The following is a 20,037-nucleotide window of genomic DNA, read 5'->3' as shown; positions in this document are numbered from 1 at the left end:
GAGACATCCTGATGACCTTTCCGGCAGACAATCACAATTCCAACAATGCCCTGCCTGCCCGCTATGCCCGTGGCTGGCACTGCCTGGGTATCGCCGACGACTTTCGCGACGGCAAGCTGCATACCCTGAACGTGTTCGGCAGCCGCCTGCTGGCGTTCGCCGACGATACTGGCAAGATCAGCGTCCTCGACGCCCATTGCCCGCACATGGGCGCCGACCTCTCCCAGGGCACCCTGGAGGGCAACCGCGTGGTTTGCCCGTTCCACCACTGGAAGTTCGAGGGCAGCGGCCGCTGCGTCGAGATTCCCTACTGCGAGCGCATCCCGCCCAAGGCCAAGACCCGCGCCTGGCTGACCTGCGAGGAGAACCGCCTGCTGTTCGTCTGGAACAACCCGGAAGGCAAGGCGCCGGCCGCGGGCGTGGTGATTCCGCACCTGCCGGAGATGGACAGCGCCGACTGGTCCCACGACTGGCACCTCGACACCCTGATCATCGAGACCAACCCGCGCGAGCTGGTCGACAACCTGGTCGACGCCCAGCACTTCGGCCCGGTGCACGGCACGCCGACCAAGTACTTCGCCAACGTGTTCGCGGGCCACGTCGCCGAGCAGATCTTCCATGGCGACTCCGAGCGCCTGGGCGGCGATCTGGTCGCCGAGTCGGCCTACTTCGGCCCGGCCACCCACTTCACCCGCATGCGCGCGCAGTTCGAGGGGCTGGAGGTGCACTCGATCCTGCTCAACTGCCATGTGCCGATCACTCCCAACAGCTTCGAACTGCGCTTCGGCTGCCTGGTGAAGAAGATTCCGGGCTGGAGCGAGGAGCAGAACGAGGCGCTGGCCAAGGAGTACGTGCAGCAGAACCGCAACTCCTTCTATCAGGACGTAGACATCTGGAAGCACAAGGTACGCATCAACAACCCGGTGCTGGCCGAGGGCGACGGCCCGGTCTACCAGCTGCGCGAGTGGTATCAGCAGTTCTTCATGGACGAAGCCGAGGTGCCGGCGGCGATGTTCGAGCGGCGCGAGATCGTCACCGTGGGCTGAGCCATCGCCAGCCCGTCCCCCCAGCACACCGCCCGGCTTTGCCGGGCGGTGTCGTTTCTGTCTGTGCGCAATGCCGCCAATAGTTCAAATGAACGAGGCTGATCGCTGCGCGTTGCCGTAATTTGCCTGCAACTATCCAGTCCAGTCGAACCGGGAGGTTGCATGAAAATTCTGGTCCCCGTGAAGCGTGTGGTCGATTACAACGTCAAGGTCCGCGTCAAGGCGGATAACTCCGGCGTCGATCTGGCCAACGTGAAGATGGCGCTCAACCCCTTCTGCGAAATCGCCGTGGAAGAGGCGGTGCGCCTGAAAGAGCAGGGCATCGCCAGCGAAGTGCTGGTGGTGTCCGTCGGTCCCGCCGCCGCCCAGGAGCAGCTGCGCACCGCGCTGGCCCTCGGCGCGGACCGCGCCGTGCTGGTGGAAACCGCCGAGGAACTGGGCTCGCTGGCCGTGGCCAAGCTGCTCAAGGCCGTGGTCGACCGGGAGCAGCCGCAGCTGATCGTCACCGGCAAGCAGGCCATCGACAGCGACAACAACCAGACCGGGCAGATGCTCGCCGCGCTCTGCGGCTTCGCCCAGGGCACCTTCGCCTCGAAGCTGGAGATCGCCGCCGGCAAGGCCACGGTCACCCGCGAGATCGACGGCGGTCTGCAGACCGTGGCGCTGACCCTGCCGGCCATCGTCACCACCGACCTGCGCCTCAACGAGCCGCGCTACGCCTCCCTACCCAACATCATGAAGGCCAAGAAGAAGCCGCTCGACGTGCTGACGCCCGAGGCCCTCGGCGTGTCCACCGCCTCCAGCGTGAAGACCCTCAAGGTCGAGGCGCCGGCCACCCGCAGCGCCGGCATCAAGGTCGGCTCGGTGGCCGAGCTGGTGGAAAAACTCAAGAACGAAGCGAAGGTGATCTGAGATGAGCATTCTCGTCATTGCCGAACACGACAACGCCGCCCTGGCCGGCGCCACCCTCAACAGCGTGGCCGCCGCCCGCCAGATCGGCGGCGATATCCATGTGCTGGTCGCCGGCAGCGCTTGCACCGCCGTGGCCGAAGCCGCCGCCCGGATCGAGGGCGTCGCCCGGGTACGGGTCGCCGACAGCGCCGCGCTGGCTCACCAGCTGCCGGAAAACCTCGCCCCGCTGATCGCCGAGCTGGCCCGTGGCGGCTACAGCCATGTGCTGGCTCCGGCCACCAGCAACGGCAAGAACGTGCTGCCGCGCGTTGCCGCGCTGCTGGACGTCGACCAGATCTCCGAGATCGTCACGGTCGAGAGCGCCGACACCTTCAAGCGGCCGATTTACGCCGGCAATGCCATCGCCACCGTGCAGTCCAGCGCGGCGATCAAGGTGATCACCGTGCGCAGCACCGGCTTCGACGCCGTGGCCGCCACGGGCGGCAGCGCCGCCATCGAGGCGGTGAGCGGCGCCGGCGATACCGGCCTTTCCGCCTTCGTCGGCGAGGCGCTGGCCAAGTCCGAACGTCCCGAGCTGACCGCCGCCAAGGTGGTGGTTTCCGGTGGGCGCGGCCTGCAGAACGGCGAGAACTTCGCGCTGCTCTACACCCTGGCCGACCAGCTGGGCGCCGCGGTCGGCGCCTCGCGCGCGGCGGTGGATGCCGGCTTCGTGCCCAACGACATGCAGGTCGGCCAGACCGGCAAGATCGTCGCCCCCGAGCTGTACATCGCCGTCGGCATCAGCGGTGCGATCCAGCACCTGGCCGGGATGAAGGACTCCAAGGTGATCGTGGCGATCAACAAGGACGAGGAGGCGCCGATCTTCCAGGTCGCCGACTACGGCCTGGTCGGCGATCTGTTCGAGGCGGTACCGGAGCTGCAGCGCCTCATCGGCTGACCCGCCCCCACGCAGGCCGTCGCCGGCCTGCGTTCCGGCTCGCCGCGGCGAGCCTCTCAGGAGACTGACAGGATGATCTTTCAAGGCAAGGCGGTGTCCGTCGCATTGCAGGCCGACGGCATTGCCGAACTCACGCTCGATCTGGCCGGCGAGCCGGTCAACAAGCTGGACCGGCTGACCCTCGACGAGCTGCGCCAGGCGCTGGATGCGCTCAAGGCCACGGCGGGGGTACGCGCCCTGCTGATCGCCAGCGCCAAGCCGCTGTTCGTGGTGGGCGCCGACATCACCGAGTTTTCCGCCGCCTTCCGGCGCAGCGAGGCGCAGGTGCTGGAGTCGATCCTCGCCGTCGACCGGCTGTTCTGCGACCTCGAAGACCTGCCGATGCCCAGCGCCGTGGCGATCAACGGCCTGGCCCTCGGCGGCGGCTTCGAGCTGTGCCTGGCCGCCGACCTGCGAGTGCTCGGCGAGCATGCCCGCGTCGGCTTCCCCGAGGTCGGGCTGGGGCTGTTCCCCGGCTACGGCGGCAGCGTGCGCACCCCGCGCCTGGCCGGCCTCGACGTTGCCCTGGAATGGATCGGCTCCGGCCGCGAAGTGGACGCCGCCAGCGCCCTGGCGGCCGGCATCGTCGATGCCGTGGTGCCCGAGGCCGAACTGGTCGGGCGCTGCCGCGCGTTGCTCGGGCAGGCGCTGGCCGGCGAGATCGACTACCAGGCGCGGCGCCAGCGCAAGCGGGCCGCTCTGGAGCTGCCGGCCGAGGCTGCGGGGGCGCTGATCGAGCAGGCCCTGCAGGCCATCCCGGCGAAGACGCGGCGCCACTTCCCGGCCGCCAGCCGGGCGTTCGAATCGATGGCCGCGAGCCTCGCCCTGCCGCGCGAGCAGGCCTTGCAGCGCGAGGCCCGCGACTTCGTCGCGCTGGCCCGCTCGCCGCAAGCGGCCAGCCTGATCGGCCTGTTCCTCAATCGCCAGGCGGTGCGCAAGGCCGCCCGCGGCCACGAGGCGCTGGCCCGCCCGGTGCGGCGCTGCGCGGTGCTTGGCGCCGGGATCATGGGCGGCAGCATCGCCAGCCTGGCCGCCCTGCACGGTTATCCCTGCGTGATGAAGGACATCCGCGAGCAGGCCCTGCGGCTGGGCATGGAGGAGGGCGAGGCGCTGCTCGGCAAGCGCGTCGCCCGCCAGGCGATGAGCGAGGCGCAGCGCCAGGAGTGCCTCGCGCGCATCCAGCCGACCCTCGACTACACGCCCTTCGCCGAGGTCGATCTGGTCGTCGAGGCGGTGGTCGAGAACCCGGAGATCAAGCAGGCAGTGCTGGCGGAGACCGAATGCACGCTGCCCGCCGAGGCGATCCTGACCACCAACACCTCGACCATCTCGGTGAGCCTGCTGGCCCGCGCGCTGCAGCGGCCGCAGAACTTCTGCGGCATGCACTTCTTCAACCCCGTGCAGCAGATGCCGCTGGTGGAGGTGATCCGCGGCGAGCAGAGCAGCGCGCAGACCATCGCCACGGCGGTGGCGCTGGCCGTCCGCCTGGGCAAGACGCCGATCGTGGTCAACGACTGCCCGGGCTTCCTGGTCAACCGCATCCTGTTCGCCTACCTCGGCGGCTTCGTCCGCCTGCTGCACGAGGGCGTCGATTTCCCGCGCATCGACCGGGTCATGGAGGCCTTCGGCTGGCCGATGGGGCCGGCCTACCTGCTCGACGTGATCGGCCTGGACACCAGCCGCCATTGCATGGAGGTGCTGGCCGCGGGCTACCCGACGCGCATGCGCCACGACTTCCGCGACGCGGTGGCGACCCTGCATGACGCCGGGCGCCTCGGCCAGAAGAACCGCCAGGGCTTCTACCGCTACACCGCGGACGCCAGCGGGCGCCTGCTCAGGGAAGACGACCCGCAGGTCGCCGCGCTGCTCGCCGCCCCGGCGGCCGCGTCGATGGACGATGCGCAGATCGTGGCGCGGATGATGGTGCCGCTGTGCCTGGAGGCGGTGCGCAGCCTGGAGGAGGGCATCGTCGCCTCGGCGGCCGAGGTGGACATGGGCGCGGTGCTGGGCATCAGCTTCCCCGGCAGCCACGGGGGCCCGCTGCGCTACATCGACACCCTCGGCGTGCGCCGCTTCGTCGCGCTGGCCGACGGGCTCGCCGGGCTGGGCGAGCTGTACCGGGTGACGGATGGCCTACGCCAGATGGCCGATGAGGACCGCGGTTTCTATTGAGTAGCGTATCGACAGCCCCGCCGGCCGGCTGGCCGCGCGGGCGGGGCGCGCGTGCGAAGTCATTGCCTGGAGATCCGCCATGAGTGATTCACCCCTTGTCGTTGAGCGCGCCGCCGGCGTGGCTCAACTGCGCTTCAACCGCCCGGACGTGCTCAACGCGCTGGATGCCGGGCTGGCCAACGCCCTGCTGGAGGCCTGCCGCTCCATCGCCAGCGACAGCGCGGTGCGCGTGGTCGTGCTCGGCGGCAACGGTCGCGCCTTCATGGCCGGCGGCGATCTGGCCGCCATGCGCCGGGCGCCGGTCGAGGCCGCCGACGCCCTGATCCGTCCGCTGCACGCGTCGGTGCAACTGCTGAGCGAGATGCCGGTGCCGGTGCTGGCCAGCGTGCATGGCGCCGCGGCCGGGGCGGGCATCAGCCTGATGCTGGCGGCCGATCTGGCCATCGCCGCCGAGGGCACGCGGTTCAACTTCGCCTATACGGATATCGCCGCCAGCTGCGACGGCGGCGCCTCCTGGGCCCTGCCCCGCCTGCTCGGCCTGCGCAAGGCGCTGGAAATCGCCCTGCTGTGCGAGAGCTTCGACGCCACCGAGGCCCTGCGCCTGGGCCTGCTCAACCGGGTGGTGGCGGCCGAGCGGCTGGCAGCGGTCACCGACGACCTGGCCGCGCGCCTGGCGCGGCGCGAGCCCCATGCCCTGGCCCATCTCAAGCGCCTGCTGCGCCTGGCCGGGCAGCAGAGCCTGGAGGCGCAACTGCAGGCCGAGCGCGCGGCCTTCCTCGACTGCGCCGGGCGGCCCGAGTTCGCCGCCGCCGTCGACGGTTTCTTCGCCCGGCGCGCGCAGCGCGCCTGAGCCTCGCCCGGTTCTGAATCGCTCTAATCCCTCAAGACGCAAGGAGAGTGGAATGCGCATCGGTATTCCCAAGGAAACCCATGCCGGGGAAACCCGCGTGGCCGCCACCCCGGAGACGGTCCGGAAGTTTGTCGCCCAGGGCCATCAGGTCGTCGTCGAGGCCGGCGCCGGGCGCGCCGCCTGCATCACCGACGGCGACTACGAGGCCGCCGGCGCCCGCCTGGCCGACGCCGGCGCCGCCCTCGGCGCCGAACTGGTGCTCAAGGTCGCCGCTCCCAGCCCCGCCGAGCTGGCGCAGATGCGCCCGGGCGCGGTGCTGGTCGGCATGCTCAACCCCTTCGACGGCGCGCAGATCGAGCGCATGGCCGCGCAGGGCATCACCGCCTTCGCCCTGGAGGCGGCGCCGCGCACCTCGCGGGCGCAGAGCCTCGACGTGCTGTCCTCGCAGGCCAACGTCGCCGGCTACAAGGCGGTGATGCTCGCCGTCGACCACTACCCGCGCTTCATGCCGATGCTGATGACCGCCGCCGGCACGGTGAAGGCCGCCCGCGTGCTGGTGCTCGGCGCCGGCGTCGCCGGGCTGCAGGCGATTGCCACCGCGCGGCGCCTCGGCGCGGTGATCGAGGCCTCGGACGTGCGTCCGGCGGTCAAGGAACAGGTGGAATCGCTCGGCGCCAAGTTCGTCGACGTGCCCTGCGAGACCGACGAGGAGCGCGAATGCGCCGAAGGCGTCGGCGGCTACGCGCGGCCGATGCCGGCCTCGTGGATGGCGCGCCAGGCCCAGGCGGTGCACGAGCGCGCCCGGCAGGCCGACATCGTCATCACCACCGCGCTGATCCCCGGCCGCCAGGCGCCGACTCTGCTGCACGAGGCCACCGTGGCCGAGATGAAGCCCGGCTCGGTGATCATCGACCTGGCCGCCGCCCAGGGCGGCAACTGCCCGCTGAGCGTGCCCGGCGAGGTGGTGGTGCGCCACGGCGTGACCCTGGTCGGCCACACCAACCTGCCGGCGCTGCTGCCGGCCGACGCCTCGGCCCTCTACGCGCGCAACCTGCTGGACTTCCTCAAGCTGGTGCTCGACCAGGACGGCCGCTTCCACCTCGACCGCGACGACGACATCGTCGCCGCCTGCCTGATGTGCGAAGGCGGCCAGGTGCTGCGCCGCAACGCCGCCTGAGCCCGCCCGTCAGTCCCCTTCGCGGACCTCCTACAAGGACAACAACCATGGATCCGATCTCCGACGGTCTCTACAACCTGATCATCTTCGTGCTGGCGATCTACGTCGGCTACCACGTGGTGTGGAACGTCACCCCCGCACTGCACACCCCGCTGATGGCGGTCACCAACGCCATCTCCGCCATCGTCATCGTCGGCGCCATGCTGGCCGCGGCGCTGACCGAAACCGGCCTGGGCAAGACCATGGGCACCCTGGCCGTGGCCCTGGCCGCGGTCAACGTGTTCGGTGGCTTCCTGGTCACCCGGCGGATGCTCGACATGTTCAAGAAAAAGGCGCCGAAAGCCCCGGCGGAGGGTCGTTGAGATGAGCATGAACCTGATCACCAGCTGCTACCTGGTCGCCTCCATCTGCTTCATCCAGGCCCTCAAGGGCCTCTCCCACCCGACCAGCTCGCGCCGCGGCAACCTGTTCGGCATGGTCGGCATGGCCATCGCCGTGCTCACCACCGTCGGCCTGATCTACAAGCTCGGCGCGCTCTCCCTGCAAGAAGGGGGGACCACCGCCGGCCTCGGCTACGTGATCCTCGGCCTGCTGCTCGGCGGCACGGCCGGCACGCTCATGGCCAAGCGCGTCGAGATGACCAAGATGCCCGAACTGGTCGCCTTCATGCACAGCATGATCGGCCTGGCCGCGGTGTTCATTGCCATCGCCGCGGTGGTCGAGCCGCAGTCGCTGGGCATCGTCGCGCAGCTGGGCGAGCCGATCCCCGCCGGCAACCGCCTGGAACTGTTCCTCGGCGCGGCCATCGGCGCCATCACCTTCTCCGGCTCGGTGATCGCCTTCGGCAAGCTGTCCGGCAAATACAGGTTCCGCCTGTTCCAGGGCGCCCCGGTGACCTTCGCCGGCCAGCACTGGCTGAACCTGGCCCTGGGCCTGGCCATCCTCGGCCTGGGTCTGGCCTTCACCTTCAGCGGTGACCTGACCGCGTTCGCCGTGCTGCTGGCGCTGGCCTTCGTCATCGGCGTGCTGATCATCATCCCGATCGGCGGCGCCGACATGCCGGTGGTGGTGTCGATGCTCAACAGCTACTCGGGCTGGGCGGCGGCCGGCATCGGCTTCTCGCTGAACAACGCGATGCTGATCGTCGCCGGCAGCCTGGTCGGTTCGAGCGGCGCGATCCTCTCCTACATCATGTGCAAGGCGATGAACCGCTCGTTCTTCAACGTGATCCTCGGCGGCTTCGGCGCCGAAGCCGGCGCCGGCGTTCAGGGCGGCAGCCAGGAACAGCGCCCGGTGAAGAGCGGCTCGGCGGACGACGCCGCCTTCCTGCTGGGCAACGCCGACAGCGTGATCATCGTCCCCGGCTACGGCCTGGCGGTGGCCCGCGCCCAGCACGCGCTGATGGAACTGGCGGAGAAACTGGCGCACCGCGGGATCAGCGTGAAATACGCCATCCACCCGGTGGCCGGACGGATGCCGGGGCACATGAACGTGCTGCTGGCCGAGGCCGAGGTGCCCTACGAGCAGGTGTTCGAGATGGACGACATCAACCCCGAGTTCGGCCAGACCGACGTGGTGCTGGTGCTGGGCGCCAACGACGTGGTCAACCCGGCGGCGAAGACCGACCCGCACTCGCCGATTGCCGGGATGCCGATCCTCGACGCGTACAAGGCCAGAACCGTGATCGTCAACAAGCGCTCGATGGCCAGCGGCTACGCGGGCCTGGACAACGAACTGTTCTACATGGACAAGTCGATCATGGTGTTCGGCGACGCCAAGAAGGTGCTCGAAGACATGGTCAAGGCGGTCGAGGCCTAGGCCGGGGAGCGGAACATGCAACGCGAATACATGGAATTCGACGTCGTCATCGTCGGAGCCGGCCCCGGCGGTCTCTCCGCCGCCTGCCGACTGAAGCAGCAGGCCGCCGCCAGCGGACAGGACGTCAGTGTCTGCGTGGTGGAGAAGGGCTCCGAAGTCGGCGCACACATTCTCTCCGGCGCGGTGTTCGAGCCGCACGCCCTCAACGAACTGTTCCCCGACTGGAAGGAACGGGGGGCGCCGCTGCACACCCCGGTCAAGCGCGACGACATCTACCTGCTGAAGAACGCCGACAGCGCCACCCGCATCCCCGATGCCCTGGTGCCCAGGACCATGCACAACGAGGGCAACTACATCATCTCCCTCGGCAACCTGTGCCGCTGGCTGGCCCAGCAGGCCGAGGCCCTCGGCGTCGAGGTCTATCCGGGCTTCGCCGCCCAGGAAGCGCTGATCGACGCGCAGGGCGTGGTGCGCGGCATCGTCACCGGCGACCTGGGCGTCGACCACGAAGGCAACCCCAAGGACGGCCTCTACACCCCCGGCATGGAACTGCGCGCGAAATACACCCTGTTCGCCGAGGGCTGCCGCGGGCACCTCGGCAAGCAGCTGACCGCCCGCTACAAGCTGGATGCCGAGGCCGATGCCCAGCACTACGGCATCGGCATCAAGGAACTGTGGGAAGTCGACCCGGCGAAACACGAACCGGGCCTGGTGGTGCACACCGCCGGCTGGCCGCTGGACATCACCGGCAGCGAGAACACCGGCGGCTCCTTCCTCTACCACCTGGAGAACAATCAGGTGGTGGTCGGCCTGATCGTCGACCTGTCCTACAGCAACCCGCACCTGTCGCCGTTCGACGAGTTCCAGCGCTACAAGCACCACCCGACCATCGCCCGGTACCTGGAAGGCGGCAAGCGCATCGCCTACGGCGCCCGCGCCATCTGCAAGGGCGGCCTCAACTCGCTGCCCAAACTGGTGTTCCCCGGCGGCGCGCTGATCGGCTGCGACGCCGGCACCCTCAACTTCGCCAAGATCAAGGGCAGCCACACCGCGATGAAGTCCGGCATGCTCGCCGCCGACGCCATCGTCGAGGCGCTGGCCGCCGGCCGCGAGGGCGGCGACGAGCTGAACAACTACGTCAAGGCCTTCGAGGCCAGCTGGCTGTACGACGAACTGCAGCGCAGCCGCAACTTCGGCCCGGCGATCCACAGGTTCGGCACCCTGCTGGGCGGGGCGTTCAACTTCGTCGACCAGAACCTGTTCGGCGGCAAGCTGCCGTTCACCCTGCGCGATACCACCCCCGACCACGCCCGCCTCAAGCCGGCCGCGGCCTGCGCGAAGATCGTCTACCCCAAACCGGACGGCAAGCTGAGCTTCGACAAACTGTCCTCGGTGTTCCTCTCCAACACCAACCACGAGGAAGACCAGCCCTGCCACCTGAAGCTGCGCGATGCGAGCATCCCGTTGGCGCAGAACCTGCCGCTGTACGACGAGCCGGCGCAGCGCTACTGCCCGGCCGGGGTCTACGAGATCGTCGCCGGCGACGACGGCGGCCAGCGCTTCCAGATCAACGCGCAGAACTGCGTGCACTGCAAGACCTGCGACATCAAGGACCCGGCGCAGAACATCACCTGGGTCGCCCCGGAAGGCACCGGTGGGCCGAACTACCCCAACCTGTGAGGGCCGCCGGGCGAGGTCCCGGCGGCTGCGGGATTTAGTCTGGACGGACGATGCGCCGCCCGCGGCCGATTCTATGATTGCCTCGAACGTGGTGCGGTTTGTCTGTTAATGGCGGGATCTGGCTATGAAAACAGCAAGCAAGGTATGCCTCTGGAGCCTCTCTTTCGCCGCCCTGGCGGTCTTCCTGTTCGTCTACGACCCCTATGCGGGGAAGGGCAGGGATACGGACTTCCTGGTGATGATCCTGTCCCGGGTGGGACTGGCGAACTTCTTCGGCGGGATTTGAGGTTGTCGCGGGCGCAGGGCGCGCCCGCGTGTTCTATCGATGGTTCATCCGACTGACTCTTTGTCGCAAGACGACCGCTGGAGGTCTTATGCGTGACGTTGTAATCGTGGGTGCGACCCGCACGGCCATCGGCGCCTTCCAGGGTAGCCTGGCGGCCATGGCGGCCAGCGATCTGGGCGCGGCGGTGATCCGCCGCCTGCTGGAGCAGAGCGGCGTGGAGGCCGGGCAGGTCGACGAGGTGATCCTCGGCCAGATCCTCACGGCGGGGGCCGGGCAGAACCCGGCGCGCCAGGCGGCGGTCAAGGCCGGCCTGCCCTACGAGGTGCCGGCCATGACCCTGAACAAGCTGTGCGGCTCCGGCCTCAAGGCTGTCCAGCTCGGCGCCCAGGCCATCGCCTGCGGCGATGCGCAGATCGTCATCGCCGGCGGACAGGAGAGCATGAGCCAGGCGCCCCATGTGCTGCGCGGCGCGCGCGCGGGGCTGCGGATCGGCGACGGCCTGCTGCAGGACACCCTGCTGTGCGACGGCCTGACCGATGCCTTCCACGACTATCACATGGGCATCACCGCGGAGAACCTGGCCGAGAAGTACGCCATCGAGCGCGCCGAGCAGGACGCCTTCGCCCTGCGCTCGCAGCAGCGCGCCAGCGCCGCGCAGGCCGAGGGGCGCTTCCGCGCCGAGATCGCGCCGCTGTCGATTCCCCAGCGCAAGGGCGAGCCGCTGGTGTTCGAGCACGACGAACAGCCGCGCGCCGGCACCACCCTCGACAGCCTGGCCGCGCTGCGCCCGGCCTTCCGCAAGGATGGCAGCGTGACTGCGGGCAATGCCTCGACGCTCAACGATGGTGCCGCGGCGGTGCTGCTGATGAGCGCCGAGAAGGCGGCGGCCCTGGGCCTGCCGGTCATGGCGCGCATCGTCGCGGCGGCCAGCGTCGGCGTCGACCCGGCGATCATGGGCATCGGCCCGGTGGGCGCCACTCGCGCGGCGCTGGCCAAGGCCGGTTGGAGCCTGGAACAGCTCGACCTGATCGAGGCCAACGAGGCCTTCGCCGCCCAGGCCCTGGCCGTGGAGCGCGAGCTGGGCTGGGACAGCGACAGGCTCAACGTCAACGGCGGCGCCATCGCCCTCGGCCACCCGATCGGCGCCTCCGGTTGCCGGGTGCTGGTCAGCCTGCTTCACGAGATGCAGCGCCGCGAGGCGCGCAAGGGCCTGGCGACGCTGTGCGTCGGTGGCGGGCAGGGCGTGGCGATGCTGGTCGAACGCGGTTGAACCCGGCGGCCGCGCGGCCGCCAGCGACGAAAGAATGCCCGCTGGCAACGACTGCAGCGGGCATTCTTTCGTCAGGAGGCGGCGGTGGCGTTCAGCGCCAGCGCCTGCTGGCGGACCGTCAGCCGGTAGACCCGCCACAGCAGCAGCATCGGCAGGACCACGGTGGCGCTGGTCGCCAGCAGGGCATGGCGCAGCGACTCCTGGCCGAAGGCCGGCAGCAGCAGGTCGCTGAGCATGCCGGTGGCCAGCGGGCCGAGGCCGACGCCGAGAATGGTGGAAAGGATGGTCTGCATGGCCATCACGGTGCCGCGCCGGTCCGGAGCGGCCAGATGGGTGATCAGGGTGTAGGACGGCGCCACCCACCAGACGCTGAAGAAGCAGGCCAGCGCGCACCACAGCAACGCGGTCGGCACCGCCAGCGCGCCCCAGTGCAGCAGGGTGCCGGCCGGCCAGAGCAGGTAGGCGGCGATGGCCAGACCGCCGATCAGGTTGCCCAGCAGCGGGATGCCGATCAGCCACAGGCGGCTGCGCTGCGCCAGGCGGTCGGTCAGCCAGCCGCTGGTCAGGGTGCCGATGGCGGCCACGCCGCCGCCGACCAGCCCGGCGAGCAGGCCGGCCTGCTGCAGCGACAGGTCGTGGGAGCGCACCAGGAAGCTGGCGTTCCACATCGCCAGGGCGTAGCCGCTCAGGGTGCAGAAGCCGCCGGCGACCAGCAGGCAGCGCAGCGCCGGTTCGCGCCACAGCTCCAGCGCGGTGCGCAGCATGCCCTGCGGCGCCGCCGGCACATGACTGATCTCCCAGCGGCCGCGCTGCGGCTCGCGCACGGTCACGGCCAGCAGCGCAGCGATCAGCAGCCCCGGCAGGCCGATGAGGATGAAGGTGGTGCGCCAGCCGTGGGTTTCCACCAGCCAGGCGCCGCCGGCCAGGCCGATCAGCGCGGCGAAGGTCGGCGCGGCGGTGAAGCAACTGATGGCGAAGGAGCGGCGGTGTGGCGGGTAGAGGTCGGCGATCAGCGAGAAGGCGGTCGGCGTCGCCGGCGCCTCGGCGGTCGCCACCGCCATGCGCGCCAGTATCAGCACCAGGAAGCCGCCAGCCAGGCCGCAGGCCATGGTCGCCAGCGCCCACAGCAGGCAGGAGGCGGCGAGCAGGCGGGTGCGCGGCAGGCGGTCGGCCAGGCGCCCGGCGGGCAGGCCGAGCACCGCGTAGACGGCGGCGAAGGCGAGGCCGGAGATCAGCCCCATGGCGCTGTCGCTGGCGCCGAACTCCTGCTTGATCGGCTCGATCATCACCGCGAGGATCTGGCGGCCGACGAAGTTGTCGGCGTACATCAGCGCCATGAGGAACAGCAGGCCGTGGCTGTGCCACAGGCCGGGGGAGGGGGTGGCGCGGGCCATGGCGGCCTCCTTGCAGAGGGCCGGCCCGGCGGTCGGGCGGCTCGCGATGCCGTCACGGCGCCCGGCCGGTCCGGTCGGGGGAGGGCCCGGTCAGACTGGCCGGGCCGGATACCACTAACCGGCCCGGCGCCTCGGCGGCGCCCGGCCGGCGACGCTCAGACCGGCAGGCCGCGCTGGCGGGCCATGGTCATCGCGGTGTCCTCGATCATGTCCTCCTGGCCGCCGACCATGCCGCGGCGACCCATCTCGACGAGGATCTCGCGGGCCGACACGCCGTACTTCTTCTCGGCGCGCTTGGCGAACAGCAGGAACGAGCCGTAGACGCCGGCGTAGCCCATGGTCAGGGCGTCGCGGTCGCTGCGGATCGGGAAGTCCATGATCGGCACCACCAGGTCCTCGGCGACGTCCTGGATGCCGAACACGCTGACCCCGGTCTCGATGCCCATGCGGTCGCACACCGCGACGAGGATTTCCATCGGCGTGTTGCCGGCCCCGGCGCCGAGGCCGGCGCAGGCGGCGTCGATGCGGGTGGCGCCGGCGCCGATGGCGGCGATGGAGTTGGACACGCCCATCGACAGGTTGTGGTGGCCGTGGAAGCCGATCTCGGTGGCCGGATCGAGCACCTCGCGCAGCGCGGCGACCCGCGCGGCCACGTCGCCCGGCAGCATATAGCCGGCCGAGTCGGTGATGTACACGCAGTTGGCGCCGAAGCTCTCCATCAGCTTGCCTTGTTTGGCCAGGCCTTCGGGGCTGTTCATGTGCGCCATCATCAGGAAGCCGACGGTGTCCATGCCCAGCTTGCGGGCGATGCTGATGTGCTGCTCGGAGACGTCCGCCTCGGTGCAGTGGGTGGCCACGCGGATGGTCGAGACGCCCAGCTCGTGGGCCATGCGCAGGTGGTCGACGGTGCCGATGCCCGGCAGCAGCAGGGCGGAGACCTTGGCCTGCTTCATCAGCGGGATCACCGCCGACAGGTACTCCTCGTCGCTGTGCGCCGGGAAGCCGTAGTTCACCGAACGCCCGCCGAGGCCGTCGCCGTGGGTCACCTCGATCAGCGGCACGCCGGCGGCGTCCAGGCCGCTGGCGATGTCCTTCATCTGCTGCAGGCTGATCTGGTGGCGCTTGGGGTGCATGCCGTCGCGCAGGCACATGTCGTGGACGGTGATTTTCTTGCCGCGAAGATCCATGGTCGGCTCCTTAGGCGAGGGCGGGTTGGGCGGCGAGGGTCAGTTCGCCCTTGAGGATTTCCTCGGCGAACATCTCGGCGGTGCGCGCGGCGGCGGCGGTCATGATGTCGAGGTTGCCGGCGTACTTGGGCAGGTAGTCGCCGAGGCCCTCCACCTCCATGAAGATCGACACGCGGTTGCCGTCGAACACCGGGCCGTTGACCAGCTTGTAGCCGGGCACGTACTGCTGCACCTGCTCGATCATCGCCAGGATGGCGGCGGTGATCGCCTCGCGGTCCGGCTCCGACTCGGTCAGGCAGTGCACGGTGTCGCGCATGATCAGCGGCGGCTCGGCCGGGTTGATGACGATGATCGCCTTGCCCTGCCTGGCGCCGCCGACCTTCTCGATGGCGCCGGCGGTGGTGCGGGTGAATTCGTCGATGTTCTTGCGCGTGCCTGGGCCGACCGACTTGGAGGCGGCGGTGGCGACGATCTCGGCGTATTCCACCGGCTGTACGCTGGACACCGCGGCGACCAGCGGGATGGTGGCCTGGCCGCCGCAGGTGACCATGTTGACGTTCATCGCCCCGGCCTTGAGGTTGTGCCTGAGGTTGACCGGCGGCACGCAGTAGGGGCCGATGGCGGCCGGGGTCAGGTCGATCATCAGCACGCCCAGCTCATTCAGTTTGCGGCTGTTCTCGGCGTGCACGTAGGCGCTGGTGGCGTCGAAGGCGATCTGGATGTTGTCTTCCAGTACGTGGGGCAGCAGGCCGTCGACGCCCTCGCTGGTGGTCTTCAGGCCCAGCTCGCGGGCGCGGGTCAGGCCCTCGGAGGCGGCGTCGATGCCGACCATCCATACCGGCTCCAGCACCGGGCTGCGCTTGAGCTTGTAGAGCAGGTCGGTGCCGATATTGCCCGGCCCGATCAGGGCACATCTGATCTTCTTGGTCATGGATTCGCTCTCGAAAAAGGGGGCGTCAGGGCACGAAGCGCAGCGAGGCTTCGCCCAGGCCGCTGAGGGAGAGGTGGATGCGGTCGCCGGCGCTCACCGGCACCAGCGGGGCGAGGGCGCCGGAGAGGATCACCTCGCCCTTGCGGAACGGGATGCCCAGCTCGCCCAGGGTGTTGGCCAGCCAGGCCACCGCCGCGCAGGGATGGCCCTGCACCGCGCTGCCCAGGCCGCTGCCGGCCGGTTGGCCGTTCTTGGTCATTTCCAGGCGCACGGCGGCCAGATCCAGCATGCGCGGGTCGATGCGCTGGGAGCCCAGGGCGAACACACCGCAGGAGGCGTTGTCGGCCACGGTGTCCTGGATGCGGATCTTCCACTCGTGGATGCGCGAGTCGACGATCTCGAAGCACGGCACCACCCAGGCGCTGGCGGCCAGCACGTCTTCGGCGCTGATGCCGGGGCCGACCAGGTCCTCGGCGAGGATGAAGGCGATCTCGCCCTCGGCGCGCGGCTGGATCAGGCGGTGCTCGATGAGGCTGACATCGCTGCCGTCGGCCACCTGCATGCGGTCGGTGAGGAAGCCGAAGTCCGGCTGGTGGACGTTGAGCATGTCCTGCACGGCCTTGCTGGTGACGCCGATCTTCTTGCCGATCACCTTCTCGCCCTGCCGCTCGCGCTGGGCGAGGAAGCGCAGGGAGATGCGGTAGGCGTCGTCCAGGGTGATGTCCGGGTGGCGCTCGGTGAGCGGCGCCAGGGTGCGCCGGTCGCGCAGGGCGGCGAACAGCTCGTCGCCGAGGGTGTCGATCAGGGATGCCTGCATGCTGGGGCTCCGTCGCAGAGGGGAAGGCGGAGGCGGGCCGGCGGCCCGCCGTAGGGGCGGGGACTCAGCCCGGCCAGACGCTGTTCTCGGCGCCGCCGTCGACTTCGAGGATCTTGCCGGTCACCCAGCGTGCCGCCGGGCTGGCCAGGTACAGGGCGGCGCAGGCGATGTCCTCGACCTCGCCGAGGCTGCCCAGCGGCGTGCCGGTCTCCATCGCCGCGCGCATCTCGGCGGGCATCACCCGCTGCAGGGCATCGGTGAGGATCGGGCCGGGGGCGATGCCGTTGACCCGCACCTGCGGGGCGAAGTCCTGGGCCAGCAGGCGGGTCAGCTGGGTCAGCGCGGCCTTGGCGGTGCCGTAGGCGCTGAACTGGCGCTGGGCGTAGCGCGCCGCGCCCGAGGTGATGTTGATGACGTTACCGCCGCCGGCCTCGCGCATGTGCGGCACGCACAGCTGGGTGAGGTGGTAGGCCGAGGTGACGTTGAAACGCAGGATTTCCTCCAGGCGCTCCGGGGCCAGCTTGAGCGGATCGTTGGGCCCGGCGCCGCCGGCGTTGTTGACCAGATGGGTGATGCGTCCGAACTGCTCGCGGGCGCTGGCGACCAGCGCCTCGCGCTGGGCCAGGTCGGTGACGTCGCAGGACACCGCGATGGCGCGTCGTCCCAGGGCGCGGACCTCGTCGGCCACCGCCTCGACGTCGGCCAGAGTGCGCGCCGCGCAGACCACGTCGGCGCCGTTCTCGGCGTAGGCCAGGGCGATGGCGCGGCCGATGCCGCGACCGGCGCCGGTGATCACGGCGACGCTGCCGTCGAGGGTGAAGCGCTGCAGGATGCTCATGCCGGAAACTCCTTCTTGTCGTTATCGATGGGGAATGGCGGATCGTTTCAGCGGCCGGCCCACAGGTCGGGCAGGCCGGGATCGGTGGCGGCCACCAGGCGCTTGAGCAGCACCTTGAGGGCCATCACGTCGCCCGGTTCCAGCTGGTCGGCGACATCGCCCTCGACCGCCTTGGCCAGGGCGATCTCGTGCAGCGACTGCTCGCGCCCGGCGGCGGTCAGCAGGTAGCGGCGGCTGCCGTCGCGGCCCGGCTCGCCGGCGATCAGCTCGCGGCGCTCCAGTTCGGCCAGGCTCTGCGCGCTCACCCGGTGGCCGGTGTAGGCGACGAAGGCGTTGAGTTCGTCGAGGGTCAGGTTGTCGCGGATGCACAGCACCGAGAGGACGAAGAACAGGTGTTCGTCGAGCTGCTGGCTGGCCATCAGGCGGCGCAGACGGTCGAGCAGCTGGTAGTGGGCGCGGCCGAGCAGGTAGCCGAGCAGGTCCTCGGTGTAGCTGCACTCCGGCGGCGGGGTGGCGCCCAGGCGCAGCTCCTGGCGCGGCTTGCGCGCGGCCAGCGCGTACTGGCCGCCCTGGTAGACCAGCGGCGCCCGGCCGCTGCTGTCGAAGGCCAGCACCTCGCCGACGAAGATCACATGGTCGCCGCCCTCGTACTGGAAGGCGGTGCGGCACTGGAAGCGCGCGGTGCAGCCGGGCAGCAGCGGCGCCGGGCCGATGCCGTCGTCCAGCGCGATGCCGGCGAACTTGTCGCTGCCCTGGGTGGCGAAGCGCCCGGACAGGGCCTCCTGCTCGGCGGCCAGCACGTGCACGTTCCAGTACTGGCCGGCGCTGAAGGCCGCCAGGCTGCGCGCGTTGCGCGCCAGGCTCCAGAGCACCAGCGGCGGGTTGAGCGACACCGAGTTGAAGCTGTTGGCGGTGATGCCGACCGCCTCGCCCTCGGCGGTGCGGGTGGTGATGATGGTCACCCCGGTGGTGAAGGTGCCCAGGGCGGCGCGGAAGGCCTGAGGGTCGAAGGTAGCCGGAGCGTTCATGCTGGGCCTCGCAGGTATCGGGGGTAAGGGTGTGGCGAGTATTCGCAACGCCGGCAAGGCCCGGCATCGTCTCAACGGACGAGGCGCCGGGGCGCCGGCGCTCGCCACTATCGGCGCAGGGCGCCACACCGGCCGTCGCGAGCATTTCAGGAGGTTCGATGAATTCCGCACTTGCACCTATCGAGGGGCTGGCCGCGCTGCTGGCCGCGCAGAAGTCCGCCTTCAACGCCGAGGGCGCGGTGGACGCCGCCGAGCGGCGTCGGCGCATCCAGCAGGTGATCGACCTGCTGGTGGCCTGGCACAAGCCGCTGGCGCAGGCGATGGACGAGGATTTCGGCGGGCGGCCGCAGGGCTTCTCGCTGATGAACGACGTGCTCGGCTCGCTGGCCTCGCTCAAGCACGCCCGCGACCACCTGGAAGACTGGATGCAGCCGCAGGAGCGCCAGCCGTTCCCGCCCTACGACCAGCTCGGCGCCAGGGCGCGGGTGATGTACCAGCCCAAGGGCTCGGTGGCCATCGTCGGTACTTGGAACGCGCCGCTGTTCACCCTGCTCAGCCCGCTGGCCTACGTGCTGGCCGCCGGCAACCGGGCGATCCTCAAGCCCTCGGAAATCGCCCCGCGCACCGCCGAGGTGCTGGCCGCCGCCTGCGCCGAGCACCTCGATCCGCTGCTGGTCGGCGTGGTGTGCGGCGGCCCGGAAGTCGCCGCCGCGGTCAGCGCGCAACCCTTCGACCATCTGGTGTTCACCGGCAGCACCGCGGTCGGCAAGGCGGTGATGCGCAGCGCCGCCGACAACCTGGTGCCGGTGACCCTGGAGCTGGGCGGCAAGTCGCCGACCATCGTCTCGCGCAGCGCCGATCTGGCCACCGCCGCCTTCCGTATCGCCGCGGCCAAGGCCAGCAACGGCGGCCAGCTGTGCGTCAACCCGGACCTGGTCTATGTGCCGCGCGAGCAGCTTGAGGTCTTCCTCGCCGAGCTGAAGACCGCCTACGCCGGCCTGTTCCCACGGGTGCAGGGCAACCCGGACGTGGTGGCGGTGGTCAACCAGCGCCATCTGGCCCGCGTCGAGGGGCTGGTCGAGGACGCCATCGCCGCCGGGGTGCGGGTGGAGTCGCTGCCCGAGTCGCTGCCGGCCGACCCCGCCGACCGCCGCCGGCCGCTGCGCGTGGTGGTCGATCCGCCGGTCGAGTGCCGTATCCAGCAGGAGGAAATCTTCGGTCCGGCGATGGTGCTGTTGCCCTACGACGCCATCGACGCGGTGCTTGCCGAGATCAATGCCCGGCCCAGACCGCTGGCGCTGTACTGGTTCGGCACGGACGAGGCGGAGAAGCGGCGGGTGCTGGAACACAGCCTGTCCGGCGGGGTGAGCATCAACGAGGCGATGATGCACGCCGCCATGCAGGACGCCCCGTTCGGCGGCATCGGCGCCTCCGGCATGGGCCACTACCACGGCCGCGAGGGCTTCCTCGAATTCAGCCATGCGCGCACCGTGTTCGAGGCCGGCGCCTACGACCCGCGCCGCGAGTGGGGCCTGCTGCCGCCCTATGGCGAGCACTTCCTTGCGGCGATGGAGGCGCAGGTGACGCCCTGACCCCCTGAAGGCTCCTGCGTGGGAGCCGCTCCCCGGCCGCTCCGCGTCCAGTGCGCAGGGCGC

The 20,037-nt window shown here is 70.2% G+C and carries 18 protein-coding genes; 12 read left to right on the top strand and 6 right to left on the bottom strand.

The window, feature by feature from the left end:
• The first annotated feature begins 11 nt into the window (after positions 1 to 11).
• The 11 genes from BLU22_RS13285 to BLU22_RS13240 all read left to right on the top strand — a co-directional run bounded on the left by BLU22_RS13285 (position 12) and on the right by BLU22_RS13240 (position 12,187).
• On the top strand, positions 12 to 1,046 hold the full coding sequence (locus tag BLU22_RS13285; RefSeq protein WP_090216475.1) for a Rieske 2Fe-2S domain-containing protein: 1,035 nt from the start codon (positions 12 to 14) through the stop codon (positions 1,044 to 1,046).
• 162 nt (positions 1,047 to 1,208) lie between these two features.
• Positions 1,209 to 1,958, top strand: coding sequence for an electron transfer flavoprotein subunit beta/FixA family protein (locus tag BLU22_RS13280; protein ID WP_090215415.1), 750 nt, complete (start codon positions 1,209 to 1,211; stop codon positions 1,956 to 1,958).
• A 1-nt stretch (position 1,959) separates the two neighbouring features.
• Complete coding sequence (locus BLU22_RS13275) at positions 1,960 to 2,895, top strand: electron transfer flavoprotein subunit alpha/FixB family protein (RefSeq protein ID WP_090215412.1); 936 nt, start codon at positions 1,960 to 1,962, stop codon at positions 2,893 to 2,895.
• 72 nt (positions 2,896 to 2,967) lie between these two features.
• Entirely contained in the window at positions 2,968 to 5,106 is a 2,139-nt protein-coding gene (gene fadB / locus BLU22_RS13270; RefSeq protein ID WP_090215410.1) for a fatty acid oxidation complex subunit alpha FadB, read from the top strand.
• A gap of 79 nt (positions 5,107 to 5,185) precedes the next feature.
• Positions 5,186 to 5,956 carry an enoyl-CoA hydratase/isomerase family protein gene (locus BLU22_RS13265; RefSeq protein ID WP_090215408.1) on the top strand — a complete coding sequence of 257 codons (771 nt, stop codon included), beginning with the start codon at positions 5,186 to 5,188 and terminating at the stop codon, positions 5,954 to 5,956.
• Between the two features lie 52 nt (positions 5,957 to 6,008).
• On the top strand, positions 6,009 to 7,133 hold the full coding sequence (locus BLU22_RS13260) for a Re/Si-specific NAD(P)(+) transhydrogenase subunit alpha (RefSeq protein WP_090215406.1): 1,125 nt from the start codon (positions 6,009 to 6,011) through the stop codon (positions 7,131 to 7,133).
• Positions 7,134 to 7,180: 47 nt separating this feature from the next.
• Entirely contained in the window at positions 7,181 to 7,495 is a 315-nt protein-coding gene (locus BLU22_RS13255) for an NAD(P) transhydrogenase subunit alpha (protein ID WP_090214687.1), read from the top strand.
• Position 7,496: 1 nt separating this feature from the next.
• Positions 7,497 to 8,951: an NAD(P)(+) transhydrogenase (Re/Si-specific) subunit beta gene (locus BLU22_RS13250; protein ID WP_090215403.1), complete on the top strand. Its 1,455-nt coding sequence runs from the start codon at positions 7,497 to 7,499 to the stop codon at positions 8,949 to 8,951.
• A gap of 15 nt (positions 8,952 to 8,966) precedes the next feature.
• Positions 8,967 to 10,631 carry an electron transfer flavoprotein-ubiquinone oxidoreductase gene (locus BLU22_RS13245; RefSeq protein ID WP_090215400.1) on the top strand — a complete coding sequence of 555 codons (1,665 nt, stop codon included), beginning with the start codon at positions 8,967 to 8,969 and terminating at the stop codon, positions 10,629 to 10,631.
• Between the two features lie 124 nt (positions 10,632 to 10,755).
• Positions 10,756 to 10,917: a hypothetical protein gene (locus BLU22_RS14990; protein WP_157719002.1), complete on the top strand. Its 162-nt coding sequence runs from the start codon at positions 10,756 to 10,758 to the stop codon at positions 10,915 to 10,917.
• Positions 10,918 to 11,005: 88 nt separating this feature from the next.
• The gene (locus tag BLU22_RS13240) at positions 11,006 to 12,187 is read left to right on the top strand and encodes an acetyl-CoA C-acetyltransferase (protein ID WP_090215397.1); all 1,182 of its coding nucleotides are present in this window, start codon (positions 11,006 to 11,008) and stop codon (positions 12,185 to 12,187) included.
• Between the two features lie 71 nt (positions 12,188 to 12,258).
• Here the strand turns inward: BLU22_RS13240 and BLU22_RS13235 are convergent, their stop codons facing one another.
• The 6 genes from BLU22_RS13235 to BLU22_RS13210 all read right to left on the bottom strand — a co-directional run bounded on the left by BLU22_RS13235 (position 12,259) and on the right by BLU22_RS13210 (position 18,382).
• Complete coding sequence (locus BLU22_RS13235; protein ID WP_090215395.1) at positions 12,259 to 13,581, bottom strand: spinster family MFS transporter; 1,323 nt, start codon at positions 13,579 to 13,581, stop codon at positions 12,259 to 12,261.
• A 155-nt stretch (positions 13,582 to 13,736) separates the two neighbouring features.
• A complete protein-coding gene (gene dmpG / locus BLU22_RS13230) occupies positions 13,737 to 14,768 on the bottom strand; it encodes a 4-hydroxy-2-oxovalerate aldolase (protein WP_090215392.1) in 1,032 nt (343 codons plus the stop codon).
• A 10-nt stretch (positions 14,769 to 14,778) separates the two neighbouring features.
• The gene (locus BLU22_RS13225) at positions 14,779 to 15,699 is read right to left on the bottom strand and encodes an acetaldehyde dehydrogenase (acetylating) (protein WP_090215390.1); all 921 of its coding nucleotides are present in this window, start codon (positions 15,697 to 15,699) and stop codon (positions 14,779 to 14,781) included.
• A gap of 25 nt (positions 15,700 to 15,724) precedes the next feature.
• Positions 15,725 to 16,516 (bottom strand): fumarylacetoacetate hydrolase family protein, encoded by a 792-nt coding sequence (locus BLU22_RS13220; protein ID WP_090215387.1) that lies wholly within the window; start codon positions 16,514 to 16,516, stop codon positions 15,725 to 15,727.
• A 64-nt stretch (positions 16,517 to 16,580) separates the two neighbouring features.
• Complete coding sequence (locus tag BLU22_RS13215) at positions 16,581 to 17,354, bottom strand: glucose 1-dehydrogenase (RefSeq protein ID WP_090215385.1); 774 nt, start codon at positions 17,352 to 17,354, stop codon at positions 16,581 to 16,583.
• Positions 17,355 to 17,401: 47 nt separating this feature from the next.
• On the bottom strand, positions 17,402 to 18,382 hold the full coding sequence (locus tag BLU22_RS13210) for a flavin reductase family protein (protein ID WP_090215382.1): 981 nt from the start codon (positions 18,380 to 18,382) through the stop codon (positions 17,402 to 17,404).
• A 158-nt stretch (positions 18,383 to 18,540) separates the two neighbouring features.
• Between BLU22_RS13210 and BLU22_RS13205 the strand changes: the two genes are divergently transcribed.
• Complete coding sequence (locus BLU22_RS13205) at positions 18,541 to 19,974, top strand: aldehyde dehydrogenase family protein (protein ID WP_090215380.1); 1,434 nt, start codon at positions 18,541 to 18,543, stop codon at positions 19,972 to 19,974.
• Positions 19,975 to 20,037: the final 63 nt, after the last annotated feature.

It is taken from the genome of Pseudomonas guangdongensis, from assembly GCF_900105885.1.
GTDB classification, from domain to species: domain Bacteria; phylum Pseudomonadota; class Gammaproteobacteria; order Pseudomonadales; family Pseudomonadaceae; genus Geopseudomonas; species Geopseudomonas guangdongensis.
This window is presented reverse-complemented; position numbering and strand designations above follow the sequence as displayed.